This is a genomic window from Alphaproteobacteria bacterium (assembly GCA_015231795.1).
In the GTDB taxonomy this organism is placed as follows: Bacteria; Pseudomonadota; Alphaproteobacteria; order Rhodospirillales; family WMHbin7; genus WMHbin7.
Window position 1 is genome coordinate 662,045 of sequence record JADGAX010000001.1, and the last position, 12,978, is coordinate 675,022.

Sequence of the window (12,978 nt, forward strand, 5' to 3'; positions counted from 1 at the left end):
AGCACAATCCATGCACTGCCTCCATAGATTTAGGCTTGCGACATGAAATACCTATCTAATGAGTAGCGCGAGCAGCTCATTCGGCACGCAAAACTTTCATTAAGGCACAGAAAACTAAGAAAAATAAGCCGTGAGGAACGACTTATAAGACGGAATAAATTAGCGCTCCATTACGGCAAGGGAGCGCCCAGTAGTCTGCTCTGGCATAGAAAGGAAGTTCCTTTGGTTGTTCCTGAATGCCTTTCTCTTACTGATAACTATGAAGAAACATGCGAATTGCTTACAGCACTTCCTAATTTAGTATTTAAAGAAAAGATGAAAGTTTTCTTGCACTTTTCCAAGTTACGAGTTCTCGAACCAATGGCAACACTACTACTTACTGGCGAGATATATCGCTGCCATCATGTTCTACAAGATTTTCGTTTTAAGGGTATTAACGGAAATTACCCTACAGATCCCAACACTTTTAAACAACTTGACGATTTTGGATTTTATAGCTTATTGAATATCCCCTCACCTCCGCCAGCAGCAACAGGAAGCGGCAGCACTCATTTTATCAGGTACTTTTCTCATAATAAAGTTCTAGCTGAAAAAGCTTCTATTTTACTTGGGTCAATAATTAGTAAAGCATTCGATGTCGAAGAAGCATCTCAACGTTACCTGGGCAGCGCCCTAGTTGAAGCAATGAACAATACCGTTGAACACGCTTATAAAAAAAGGCCTAGTTTGCCAGTAATGCCTAAGAGGTGGTGGTTTGGAGGCGCAGTTGATTCGGTTAACAAAGAGTTTAATATTCTTTTGCACGACCAAGGAATTGGGATTCCTGAAACTATTGAGCCAAGTTTATTGCAGCAGGCAAGAATATTGATGGGTTCCGTTTTTTCTGGAAAAGATGGAGCCAAGATTGCTCTAGCAACAAAACTTGGGGAGTCTTCTACCAAACAGCCAGGAAGGGGAAAGGGGTTTGAGACGATGAAAAAGGCAGTAAGGAGCTGCGATGACGGCGAACTTACGGTCTTGAGCAATTCAGGGATTTATCGCTATAATAGCCAGGGCATTGAAACCCACGATGACCACACCATATCAATCAACGGGACGATTCTTCAATGGCGAGTTCGGCACGCCTCCTCGATGATGAGGTTGGAAGCATGACCACAAGGGTCATTTCTGTATCTCGGGATTTTTCACCGTTTCCTGGCCCCCGTTATATTCGGCAGGGAGAGAACAGTGGTGAGAAATTTAGGCGTTTGCTTGTCAGTGCATTAGACCAGAGTCCCATTGTCGTTGTTGACCTGGACGGGACGAGAGGCTTTGGCTCATCTTTCTTAGATGAAGCATTCGGCGGCCTCGTTCGCGCGGAGGGCATGAGCACAGCCGATGTCCTTCGCCGAGTAGAAATTCGATCAGAGCAGGATCAAAGCTACCGTGAAGAGGCTATTCAGTCGATAAAAGATGCCAAGCGCAGTGAGAGCTTGTGACCGCTTGCGAAGAGTCTACGGTCGATAAATTTTTGCCCGCGTTGCCCGCGGCAATCGTAGGGGCTTTCGGATTCTGGATAGTTCATCATCTTAGTTCTCGTCGCCAGAGGCGAGATGAGATTTTCAAGACATGCGAAAAGCTTAACGATTTTATACGTCAGGCGTCTTCAGATGGAATCTTATCCTGGAACCATCCATCTATTGATGATCCGCCGGAGAAAGTGTCGGAGATTAAGTCAAAACTATCACGGGTTGGAACACTATCAACTTCCCTTTGGAAACGCGATCCGAGATTCGATCTGACGAAAGAGGTTGTTGAATTAAGAAAGGCAATAACCGATGATCCCTTCGATGAAATCGGAAGACCGGCAGACCCTGGTCGGGCAGATTTGATCTCGCTTAAAGAAAATAATCTTCTAAAGAAGATCGATGATTGTTTCCTGTCGATTTACGGCTAACTGGCAATGCCCCAACGGCAGAGGCATGATGCGTTCGCGCGACATTTCAGCGCCGTAAGCCAGCGCGGCCAAAATATCCTGACGGGTTAACTGCGGATACTCTTCCAGCAACTGGGCCTCGGTCATGCCGTCTGCAAGGAAGTCCAAGATCAAGGCGACCCAGATGCGGGTTCCCTTAATGCAGGGCTTGCCCCCGCAAACGCCCGGATCTATCGAAATTCGGTCCAGCAACGCATTCATATCCGCACCCTGACGTTAATTCCGGCCAATATACCACTTCAGAGGGCAATGGTCATTTGTCAATCATCCCCCACCACAGCGCCAGCGGGCGGGTGGCGGGGATGGAAAGCCTGGGATCGAAGGGATTGAACCCGACGCGTTGCAGGCGCTTCAGATGCGTCTTGGCCTGCAGGGCGCACAAGCCCGCCACCCGCTGAGATCGGGGCAAAGAAGACAGGCGCACCTTGCCCAAATGGCTCGCCGCCAGATCGGCCACCTTTTCAACGGCGGCGCTTAAAGACGGCGACGGACCCGAGATCGCGTCCGGCATTAGGTCTTGCGGCAGATGTCGTCGCCCCACCCTGGCATGGAACGGAAGGGCGCGCATCAGGCCCAGCAGCGCATAGGCTGTACCCGCCAGCCTTGGCGTTTCGCAAGCCTTGTCGTCTCCGCCCAGCCACTTGGCGCAAAGGTCCTGCAACGCGCCGCCCGTCGCCTGGGCATAGTTTTCCAAATCCGCCAGTCGCTGGGGCGGATCGGACGACAAATCGGCCTCGCGGGCATCGATCAGGCTCTGCAAGTCGGCAATATCCAGCTTCAACGCCAGCAGCGCCTCGGCCAGCGCCACGCCGCCTCCGCCCGACTGCAAGGCGTCGCGCCACCATTGCAGGCGGATATGGCCCGCCATCGGCTCGCGCACCGCCCGCTCGCGCACGCTGCCCAGTTCCAGATTGAAAGCGTACAGGGCCGCCAGCCCGCCCTGTTTCTCCTTGGACGCAAACAGCAGGCTGGTGAAACGCTCGGGGTCCTTGCGCTTTAAGTCTGCAAACAGAGGATCGGTTGTTGCGAACGGCATTTCATGCAATATAGGCCCAGATTTCTCAAGCAGCCAGAGCCATGAACCAGAACCAAGCCACCCTTGGCAAGACAGCCAAAGAAGAGAATTTCCCTGTCGGCTCCTTCCTGATCGCCAAGCCGCTGCGCCCGCATGTGGCGGCCTATTACCGCTTCGCCAGAACCGCCGACGACATTTCCGATCATCCCTCGCTGCCCTCCGATGAAAAGGTGGCGGGGCTGAAGGCGATGGGCCGCGCCCTGGTCAGCGGCAAGGCCGAAACGCCCGAGGCCCAAGCATCGCTGCCCTTGAAACGCTCGCTGGAAGAAACCGGCGTCGATCCCAAACATGCGCTGGATCTTCTCATCGCCTTCGAGCGCGATTCGGTACGCGCGCGCTGCCGCGACTGGGACGATCTGATCGACTATTGCCGCTTTTCCGCCATGCCGGTGGGCCGTTTCTTGCTGGAACTACACGGCGAAACCGACGTGCGCGCCTGGCAAGGCTCGGACGCGCTATGCACGGCGCTGCAAATCCTTAACCATCTTCAAGACATGAAGAATGATTATCTGTTCTTGGACCGCGCCTATACGCCCGAAGACTGGATGGCCGAGGCAGGCGCAGAATTCGTCGATCTGGAAGGCAGGGCGCTGACGCCGGGTCTGGAAGCGGTGATGGGGCGCATGCTGGACGGCACCAAAGCGTTGATCGACACGGCGCGTCTGCTGCCGCCCGCCGTCAACAGCCGCGGCCTTCGCATGGAAAGCGCTGTCATCGTGCGCTTGGCGCAAAGGCTGTATGATCGCTTGCGCGTTGGCGATCCCTTGGCCACAAGGGTCAAGCTGACGGGCTGGGACTTCCTGGCCGCCACCTTGTCTGGCGCGGCATCGGGATATTTCCGGCCATGACCGCTACCCATGTCGTGGGAGCCGGAATAGCAGGCCTAGCTGCCGCCGTTCACCTGACCAAGGCGGGGCGCAAGGTGGCGCTGCACGAGTCCGCCAATCAAGCGGGCGGGCGTTGCCGCTCGTTCTTGGATGCCAAACTGGACCGCCAGATCGACAACGGCACCCATCTGATCCTGGGCGCCAATCCGTCGTTGTTCGCCCTTCTGAATGCGGTTGGCGGCAAGCTGGAGGCCCAGGCCCCAGCCGCCTTTCCCTTCTTCGACCGCAAGGCCTGCAAAGGTTGGACGATCAGGCCCAGCAAAGGATCGATCCCCTGGTGGGTCTTGAATCCCGGGGCGCGCCTGCCCGGCACCAGCGCGCTCGATTACATCGGCGGCTGGCGGCTGATGACGGCCAAGGCGCATGAAAGCGTGGCCCAGGCGGTGGGCAATGGCGAGATGCTGGAACGTTTGTGGGGGCCTTTGTGCGAGGCCATATTGAATAGTTCTCCGCAGGAAGGACAAGCCCGTTTGCTGGGCGAGGTGCTGAAGCGCAGCTTGCTGAAGGGCGAAGCGGCATGTCGGCCCTATACCGCCCCCGAAGGATTGTCGCTGTCCCTGATCGATCCCGCCATCGCCTGGCTGAAGGATCATGGCTGCATCATCCGATTCAATCACCGGCTGACAGCCATTCAAAACAGCGTCTTGTCGTTCGATGACAATGAACGGATCGACATATCGCCCATGGCGCCCGCCATTCTGGCCGTGCCGCCCTGGATCGCCGCCGATCTATTGCCCGCCCTGCCCCGATTCGAAACGCGCCCCATCGTCTGCGCCCATTTTCTGCTGACCAAACCCGAAGCAAAACTGCCCGGCGGGCGACATTATCTGGGCATCGTGCGCGGCCTGGGTCAGTGGTGGAGCTTAAGGGGCGACGTGCTGTCGGTCACGGTCAGCGCCGCCACCGGATTGGCCGTGGAATCAGCTGAAGAAATCGCCTCGAAATTATGGGCCGAATGCGCGCTGATGCTGGGCCATTCGACCGAGCTTCCGCCCTATCGCGTCATGAAGGAACAGCGGGCCACCATCGCCCATACGCCCGAAGCCGAAGGTTTACGCCCCGGCCCTTTCGATGGCCCGCCGGGACTGTTGCTGGCCGGAGATTGGACCAGCACCGGCCTGCCCTGCACGCTGGAAGGCGCAGCGCTCTCGGGGCAAAGGGCGGCAGGGCACATCTTGCTTTCATAATTCCTTCGAATACCCCCCCTTCACAAAGGGGCTTTGGCTGCCTATCTTCTGTTCATCCGTTAATCCCTTTAAAAATCAGAGAGGTTCTCATGGCTTTCGAGCTTCCCCCCCTGCCCTATGCCGCCAATGCGCTTGAGCCGCACATGTCGGCCAACACGTTTTCCTTCCACCATGCCAAGCATCACAACGCCTATGTCACCAACCTGAACAACCTGATCAAGGACACCGACCTTGCGTCGAAAAGTCTGGAAGAGATCATCATGGCGGTGGCGGGCGAAGGCGCCAAAGCGGGCGTGTTCAACAACGCCGCCCAGGTCTGGAACCACACTTTCTTCTGGTCGTCGATGAAGCCGGGCGGCGGCGGTAAGCCTTCGGGCGATCTTCTGGCCCGCATCGAAAAGGATCTCGGCGGCTTCGACAAGTTCAAGGAAGATTTCAAGAACGCCGCCGTCACTCAATTCGGCAGCGGCTGGGCTTGGCTGGTCGAAGAGAAGGGCACGCTCAAGATCACGAAGACCGGCAATGCCGACACGCCCATGGCGCACGGCCAAAAGGCCCTGCTGACCGTCGATGTCTGGGAACATGCCTATTACCTGGATTACCAGAACCGCAGGCCCGACTATGTCCAGACCTTCCTGGACCATCTGGCCAACTGGGACTTCGCAGCCGCCAACCTCAAGGGCTGATCCGCAAAAGGCCTTCTCGGCGCGTCAGGGTTTCCAACGTTTCAAAAGCAGGGCGTTCGAAACCACGCTGACCGACGAGAAGGCCATCGCGGCGCCGGCCACCACCGGCGACAATTCGCCCATCGCCGCCAGCGGCAGCGCCACCACATTGTACGCGAAGGCCCAGAACAGGTTCTGGCGGATCTTGCCGTAAGTGGCGCGCGAGATCGACAAGGCGGCGGGAATCAACGAAGGATCGCCGCGCATCAAGGTCAGACCCGCCGTATGCATGGCGACGTCGGTGCCGGTGCCCATGGCGATGCCGACATCCGCCGCCGCCAGGGCAGGCGCGTCATTCACGCCGTCGCCCACCATCGCCACCACATGGCCCTCGGCTTTCAGCTTCATGATCTCATCGGCCTTGCCTTCGGGCAGAACCTCGGCCACCACGCGTTCGATTCCCACTTGCCCTGCCACGAAGGCGGCGGCCCTGGCATTGTCGCCGGTCAGCATGACGGGCGTAATGCCCAGGCGCTTCAGCCGCTCGATCACCAAACCAACCTTCGGCTTCGGCTTGTCGCCCGCCGCCACCAATCCGGCCAGCGATCCATCGATGGCGGCCCACATCAAGCTGTTGCCGCGCTCTTCCAGAATGCGCGCCTGGCTGGCGAACAAGGACAGGTCGATGCCCCGCTCTTCCATCAGCCGGGTGCTGCCGATCAGCATCGCATGGCCTTCGACCATCGCCTCTAGGCCGCGCCCGGAAAGCGCCTTGAAGTCCCTCACCGGATACAGGCTCATCCCCTGGGCCGCCTGCACCACCGCCTTGGCCAATGGATGTTCGCTGCCTTGCTGGGCCGATGCGACATATTTCAGGAATTCCAACCGCTCGGTGTTGATGGCGGTCAGAACCTCGGTCACTTCGGGACGTCCCTCGGTCAGGGTGCCGGTCTTGTCGAAGACGACAGCGGTCAGGCGGTGGGCGCGCTCCAGCGCCTCGGCGTCCTTGATCAGAACGCCATGTTTGGCGGCAACCCCCGTGCCCACCATGATGGCGGCTGGCGTGGCCAAGCCCAAGGCGCAGGGGCAGGCGATGACCAGCACGGAAACGGCTGCCGCGAATCCCAAGCTGGGGTCCTGACCGATCAGCCACCAGCCCAGGAACGACAGCAGGGCGATGGCGACCACGGCGGGAACGAAGATGGCCGATATTTGATCGACCAGCTTTTGCACCGGCGCCCGGCTGGCTTGCGCGGTTTCGACCAGGCGGATGATTCTGGACAGCGTCGATTCGGCGCCCACCGCGACGGCGCGCACCTTTAAGGCGCCATCGCCATTGATGGCCCCGCTGACCACGCCATCGCCCATGACCTTGGCTACCGGCAGGCTTTCGCCGGTGATCAGGGATTCGTCGGCTTGGCTTTCGCCTTCCTCGACGACGCCATCTACGGGAAAACGCTCGCCCGGGCGCACCAGAACGATGTCGCCCTTCAGCACGGCATCGACGGAAATTTCGACCGGTTGGCCCACGCGCATCACCCGCGCCGTCTCGGGCTTCAGCTTCATCAAGGCCTTGATGGCGCCAGCCGCTCCTCGCTTGGCCTTGGCTTCCAGCGTCTTGCCCAGCAACACCAGCGTGATCACCACCGCCGAGGCTTCGAAATACAGCCCATGCTCCTCGCCTTGCATCAGATAGCGAAAGGCCGACAGGCCCCAGGCGGCAGTGGTGCCCATCGCCACCAGCACATCCATATTGCCAGCCCCGGCGCTGAGCGATTTCCAGGCCCCGCGATAAAAGCGCCAGCCGATCCAGAATTGAACCGGCGTCGCCAGGGCCATTTGCGCCCATCCGGGCAACATCAGCATGACGCCGAACAGATCGAACAGCATCGGCACCGCCAGCGGCAAGGAAAGACCCGCCGCCACCATCAGATGCAAACGATCCCGCGCCGCCTCTTTCCTTGCATCCGCCTCGATGGCGGCTTGGCGTTCGGCGGAACTGCTGGCGGGCGTTGCCTTGAAACCTGCCTTGTCCACTGCGGCCAGCAAGGTTTCTTGCGCCACGACTCCCGCCGGAGCCTCGACCCTGGCCCGTTCGGTCGCCAGATTGACGCTGGCCAGGGAAACGCCTTGCACCTTGGAGAGCACCTTTTCCAGCCGTGCCGAGCAGGCGGCGCAAGTCATGCCCGTTATATTCAGGTCGAACACCTCGCTTGGAACTGAAAACCCTGCCTTGCCAATGGCTTCAACCGCGCGGGCGGCAGACAGTTGGGCCGCGTCGAAGCGCAGTTCCGCCGTTTCCCCGGCCAAATTGACGGCAGCCGCCTCCATGCCCGGAAGACGGTTCAGGACGCGCTCAAGGCGCGTCGAGCAGGCGGCGCAGGTCATGCCCCGCACAGGCAAGTTAAGTTGACAAATGTTAACATCAGCCATGGCGGATGAAATGTGGCGTTCTGCCTCTCCCAAGGCAAGCCCCAATAAGGTAGGATGTCGAAAAATGAAGCAAAAAAGGGATTGAGTGAGTGCCCGGTTTCAAGCACAGCCTGCAAAGGCTGGTTGTCAGTTTCGGCCCTGTCCGCACCGCCACCACGATGGGGGTCTTGGTGTTGTCGTCGATTCTGTTCAGCATCAGCAACGTCGAACGGCACGAGCGGCAGTCCTTCGAGGAAGCCAAGCGTCAGGCGGCCAGCTATGCCGCCGCCTTTGCCGAGTACGGCGAACTGGCGATTTTCGGAGCGGACCAAGTGCTGCAAACGGGCATCGCCCGTTTTGGCGAAACGCAGACGCCCAGCCGGGAAGCGTTGCTGGACGTGGAAGACTGGATGCGCAACAAACTGTCCGAGAGCAGCATCGTCGCCGGACTGAGCATCGTCGACGCCAGGGGATATCTGCTAAAGGAAATGCCATCGGCGAAGGGATCGCAAGACCGCAGGCTTTCTCCTGGCTTCCGCTTCCACAAGGACAGCACTGACGGCAGGCTGCAATTCTGGGGGCGCGTCTACAATCCGGCGATGGGCCGCGAAACCATCGAGATCAGCCGCAGGCTTGCCTCGCCATCAGGCGACTTCCTGGGCGTCGTCAGCGCCAGCATCGATACCAGCAGCTTTTCGACTTTCTTCAAGAACGCCTATCTGCCCGAGGGATCGGTGATCGGACTGTTCGCCGCCGATGGCCGCCTGCTGCTGCGCTTTCCGCACGCCAACGACGACATCCGCCCGCCCACGCATAAATCGCAAGTCAGCCCGCAGGAAGGCAGCGGCAAGCGCATCGAGGCCGCGCAGGACTTTTTTCGCTATCCCCTGCAGGTCAGGGTTGAATTGCCCTCGACCCCCATCATGCGGCAAAGCCAGGCCCTTGGGCTAAGCTATACGGGCTTTATCCTGGTTCTGACCCTGATGGCGGTTCTGATCGTGACGCTGGTCAGGACCTTGTCCAAACGTCTGATGGCCGAGGAACAAATCCGCGTCCTGTCTCGCGCCGTCGAGAACAGTCCTATGTCGGTCATCATCACCGACGCAAAGGGCAGAATCGAATACGTCAATCCCTTCTTCACCAGCCTGACCGGATTTTCCCAGGAAGAGGCGATTGGGCAGAATCCCAACCTCCTCAAGTCCGGCAACATGGCGAGCGAAGATTACGAGCGGATGTGGAACACCATTTCCAGCGGCCAAATTTGGCATGGGGAATTCCACAATTTGCGCAAGGATGGAACATCCTATTGGGAACTGGCCGCCATCGCCCCCATCAAGGACGAAAGCGGGCAGATCAGCCATTTCGTGGCCGTGAAGGAAGACATCAGCCTTCGGAAGAAAGCCGAACAGGAATTGCTGGCCGCCAAGGAAATGGCGGAAGAGGCCAACCGGGCGAAATCGTCCTTCCTGGCCAATATGAGCCATGAGTTGAGAACCCCCTTGAATGCCGTGATCGGCTTTGCCGACATGCTGAAGGAGGGCATTTACGGCCCCTTGAACGACAGGCAACAAGAAGCGCTGCAAGACATTCACCGCGGCGGCACCCACTTGTTGGACATCATCAACGACGTTCTCGACATGTCGCGCATCGAAGCCGGCCGCTACGAGATTTCCGAGAACGACGTCGATCTCAAATCGATCATCCAAGACTGCGTGAAAATGGTCCTGCCCCGCGCCCAGCAAAACGCCGTCGCCATCAACAGACAGGTGCCCGAACATCTTGCCAATGTCTGGGGCGATGAGCGGGCGGTGCGCCAGATCGTTCTCAATCTCTTGTCCAACGCCGTCAAATTCTCGCAAAGGCGGGGGCATGTGAGCATTTCGGCTGGCGGCGACACGCAAGGCGGGGTGTGGATCAGCGTCGCCGACGACGGACCCGGCATTCCCTCGGACGATCTAGAGCGTCTGTTCCAGCCCTTTCAGCAGGGCGAGCAGTGGCTGACCCGCCAGCATGAGGGAACGGGGCTTGGCCTTGCCATCAGCAAGCGGCTGATGGAATTGCATGGCGGCACGATCCATCTGGAAAGCACGCTGGGCCAAGGCACCACGGTCTGGCTGCATTTCCCCGCCACGCGCACGCATGCCAATGCCGCCTGAAGCCGATCTTGAAACGCAGATGCTGCAAAATCTGCTGGCGACCGGCCATCCGATGGCCGTTCCCAAAGGCCTGATGCTGGCCGCCGCCGCCCTGCATGGCGGCGATGGCATGGCTTGTTCGTCCCTGCTTGGCCTTTTGAGCGACCATCCAATGCCAGCCGAACAGGCCCAGGCCTTTGGCGAGCTGGCCTCAGACCTGGGGGCTTGGCATCTCGCCCAGGACAGGCCCTTGCAAGCGCTGGACTGGTTCGAGCGCGCCCAAAAGGCAGCGCCCATGCAGGGGCGGATTCACGCCAATGCGGCAGCCGCCTTGATGCGGCTTGGCCGTTTCGATCAGGCCGAAGAAGCGCTGGCCAGGGCGCAGTCTTGTCAGTCGCCGCAGGCATTCGCCCTTAGTCTGCTTGGCAATCTGAAACATGCCCAGGGCGATCTTGCGCAGGCGCGTCAAGCGCTTGAGGAAGCCCTGGCGCTTGACTCAGCAGATAAAGCCATCCGCATTGATCTTGCCGAAGTCTTGAAGGATATGGGGCTGTTCGAGGCCGCCCTTGCCCTGATGGAAGGAAATAACGATGCCGCCTGCTTGTGCGCCCTTGGCAATATCCAAAAGGCGATGGGCGAAACTTTGGGCGCCAAGGCCGCCTATGGCGCGGCCCTGATCCAAAAAGCCGACGCGTCGATCCAGGCCAAACGGGCCTTGCTGCTGCCGGTCATCGCACAAAGCCAGGATCATATTTTGCAGACCCGCGCCGATCTTCAACGCCAGCTTGAGGAAATGATCGCCGACAAAGTGCGGATCGCCGACCCCGAGCGCGACGTAGGCTCTACCTTGTTTCATCTGGCCTATCACGGCTTGAACGACCGGGCGTTGATGGAACTGGCGGCAAAATTCTGGAGACAGGCCAGCCCCTCATTGAACTTCCAGGCCGCGCATGTCCAGCGCTGGCAGCCGGGAAAACGCCTAAAGATAGGTTTCGTCTCGCGCCATTTGCACGCCCACACGATGGCCAAGCTCAATCGCGGCATCATTGCCGATCTCGACCGCAAGCGCTTCGAGGTTTTCGTCTTTCAGATCGGCAGGCAAGACGACACGGCGCGCGAAATCGCCGCCACGGCGGATCATTGCATCAGCCTGTCCGGGCCATTGGACAGCATCCGCCAGACCATCGCCGACGCTAGGCTGGATATCATCTATTATCCCGACATCGGCATGGAACCCACCACCTATTTCCTGGCCTTCGCCCGGCTGGCCCCGGTTCAAATCGTGGCCTGCGGACATCCCGACACCACGGGCCTGTCCACGTTGGACGCCTTTATATCCGGCGATCCCTTGGATGAAGCCTGCGCGCAAGCCCATTACACCGAACCCCTGATCCGCTTGGCGGGTTTTCCCTTCTATATGCGAAAGCCCGCCATCGACAATCTGATGCCCGACCGCGACAAGCTGGGCCTGCCCGAGAACAAGCGGCTTTACGTCTGTCCGCAATCTCTGTTCAAATTCCACCCTGAATTCGACGCCATGCTGGCCGACATCCTGGCTCGCGACCCCAGGGGCCAGTTGGTGCTGATCGAGCAGTTGCATCCCATGATCACCGCCCAACTAAAGGCGCGTCTGAAGAAATCGATCCCCGATCTCGAGGCGCGCCTGATCGTGCTGGGCCGTCTCTCGCCGCAAGATTTCATGACCTTGCTGGTTTCGGCAGACGCCGTGCTGGACCCCTGGCGCTTCGGCGGCGGCTCCAGCAGCCTGGAGGCCTTCGCCCAGGGCGTGCCGGTGGTGACCAGACCTGGCGAATTCCTGCGCGAACGCGTGACCATGGCGGCCTATCGCAAAATGGGCATCGACGATTTGATCGCCGACAGCGCCGACAGCTATGCCGACATCGCCGTGCGCCTGGCCAAGGATTTCGCCTGGAGCGCTTCGCTGGCCGCCCGTTTGCAACAAGCAGCGCCCGCCTTGTATCTGGACCGGGGGGAGTTGAAGCGAATGGAAGAGGCGATGATCTCTCTGGCCGAAACGAAACTTACGTCCCAAACCTGACCAGCGGATGCGCGTCTTCGGCGCCGAAGCAGACGGCAAAATCGGCGCAGGCGTCGCAGACCGGCGATTTGCAGATGACCACGCCCTCGGCCTGACAAAGCTGGCGGTAGAAGAATTTCTTCCACTTCATGTCGCGCAGATTCTGTTTGGCCAACCCCGGGAAATGCCGGTTCAAAAGCTGCGACAGCTCGCCCCGGTTCCTAAGCCCCAAATCCTGCCACAGATGATTGGGCCGCTGGCAGGCCCGGGCCACGATGGCGGCCATCCATTCCTCGGCCATCCGGTTCTTGGCCCTTCCCGACAGCAACAGAGCGCGCAAATCCCCCTCTTCGACGGCGTCCTCGCCAGCGCTTAGGACCGGATCGGCATGAATGCCCGAACCGGGAAAGACGGCATCCAGCAAGCGATGAAGCGCCTGCGACGGCAATCCCAGCCCCCTGCCCGGCGCATCAGGGGGCAATAGATGGGCCAGCGCGATATTGGAGGCAAAGACATGGGCGTCGAAAGCGTCGCCCGCCGCCAGCGCCATCAGATGATCATAGATGACGGCGGGGTCATGTCTTGATTGTTTCCCATTCTCAAG

Annotated in this window: 11 protein-coding genes; 7 read left to right on the top strand and 4 right to left on the bottom strand. The window is 59.3% G+C overall.

Features of this window, described 5'->3' with window-relative positions; genetic code table 11:
- The first annotated feature begins 222 nt into the window (after positions 1-222).
- Together HQL44_03205 and HQL44_03210 are read left to right on the top strand one after the other, a co-directional pair.
- The gene (locus HQL44_03205; GenBank protein ID MBF0267582.1) at positions 223-1,152 is read left to right on the top strand and encodes a hypothetical protein; all 930 of its coding nucleotides are present in this window, start codon (positions 223-225) and stop codon (positions 1,150-1,152) included.
- Positions 1,149-1,478, top strand: coding sequence for an STAS-like domain-containing protein (locus HQL44_03210; GenBank protein MBF0267583.1), 330 nt, complete (start codon positions 1,149-1,151; stop codon positions 1,476-1,478). Before HQL44_03205 ends, HQL44_03210 begins: the two co-directional genes overlap by 4 nt.
- Before the next feature lie 416 nt (positions 1,479-1,894).
- On the opposite strand, the gene HQL44_03215 is transcribed toward HQL44_03210, so the two are convergent.
- On the bottom strand, positions 1,895-2,176 hold the full coding sequence (locus tag HQL44_03215) for a DUF433 domain-containing protein (GenBank protein ID MBF0267584.1): 282 nt from the start codon (positions 2,174-2,176) through the stop codon (positions 1,895-1,897).
- A 52-nt stretch (positions 2,177-2,228) separates the two neighbouring features.
- Positions 2,229-3,011 carry a squalene/phytoene synthase family protein gene (locus HQL44_03220; GenBank protein ID MBF0267585.1) on the bottom strand — a complete coding sequence of 261 codons (783 nt, stop codon included), beginning with the start codon at positions 3,009-3,011 and terminating at the stop codon, positions 2,229-2,231.
- 41 nt (positions 3,012-3,052) lie between these two features.
- On the opposite strand from HQL44_03220, the gene hpnC reads away from it, so the two are divergent.
- The 3 genes from hpnC to HQL44_03235 all read left to right on the top strand — a co-directional run bounded on the left by hpnC (position 3,053) and on the right by HQL44_03235 (position 5,810).
- Positions 3,053-3,898 carry a squalene synthase HpnC gene (gene hpnC / locus HQL44_03225; GenBank protein MBF0267586.1) on the top strand — a complete coding sequence of 282 codons (846 nt, stop codon included), beginning with the start codon at positions 3,053-3,055 and terminating at the stop codon, positions 3,896-3,898.
- On the top strand, positions 3,895-5,124 hold the full coding sequence (locus tag HQL44_03230) for an FAD-dependent oxidoreductase (protein MBF0267587.1): 1,230 nt from the start codon (positions 3,895-3,897) through the stop codon (positions 5,122-5,124). The genes hpnC and HQL44_03230 overlap by 4 nt, the downstream gene beginning before the upstream one ends.
- Positions 5,125-5,213: 89 nt before the next feature.
- Positions 5,214-5,810 carry a superoxide dismutase gene (locus tag HQL44_03235; protein MBF0267588.1) on the top strand — a complete coding sequence of 199 codons (597 nt, stop codon included), beginning with the start codon at positions 5,214-5,216 and terminating at the stop codon, positions 5,808-5,810.
- 24 nt (positions 5,811-5,834) lie between these two features.
- Here the strand turns inward: HQL44_03235 and HQL44_03240 are convergent, their stop codons facing one another.
- A complete protein-coding gene (locus HQL44_03240; GenBank protein ID MBF0267589.1) occupies positions 5,835-8,222 on the bottom strand; it encodes a copper-translocating P-type ATPase in 2,388 nt (795 codons plus the stop codon).
- Positions 8,223-8,311: 89 nt separating this feature from the next.
- Between HQL44_03240 and HQL44_03245 the strand changes: the two genes are divergently transcribed.
- Together HQL44_03245 and HQL44_03250 are read left to right on the top strand one after the other, a co-directional pair.
- Complete coding sequence (locus HQL44_03245; GenBank protein MBF0267590.1) at positions 8,312-10,357, top strand: PAS domain S-box protein; 2,046 nt, start codon at positions 8,312-8,314, stop codon at positions 10,355-10,357.
- Positions 10,341-12,395, top strand: coding sequence for a tetratricopeptide repeat protein (locus HQL44_03250; protein ID MBF0267591.1), 2,055 nt, complete (start codon positions 10,341-10,343; stop codon positions 12,393-12,395). The genes HQL44_03245 and HQL44_03250 overlap by 17 nt, the downstream gene beginning before the upstream one ends.
- Here the strand turns inward: HQL44_03250 and HQL44_03255 are convergent.
- The gene (locus tag HQL44_03255) at positions 12,379-12,924 is read right to left on the bottom strand and encodes a nitrogen fixation protein NifQ (GenBank protein ID MBF0267592.1); all 546 of its coding nucleotides are present in this window, start codon (positions 12,922-12,924) and stop codon (positions 12,379-12,381) included. The genes HQL44_03250 and HQL44_03255 overlap by 17 nt on opposite strands.
- Positions 12,925-12,978: the final 54 nt, after the last annotated feature.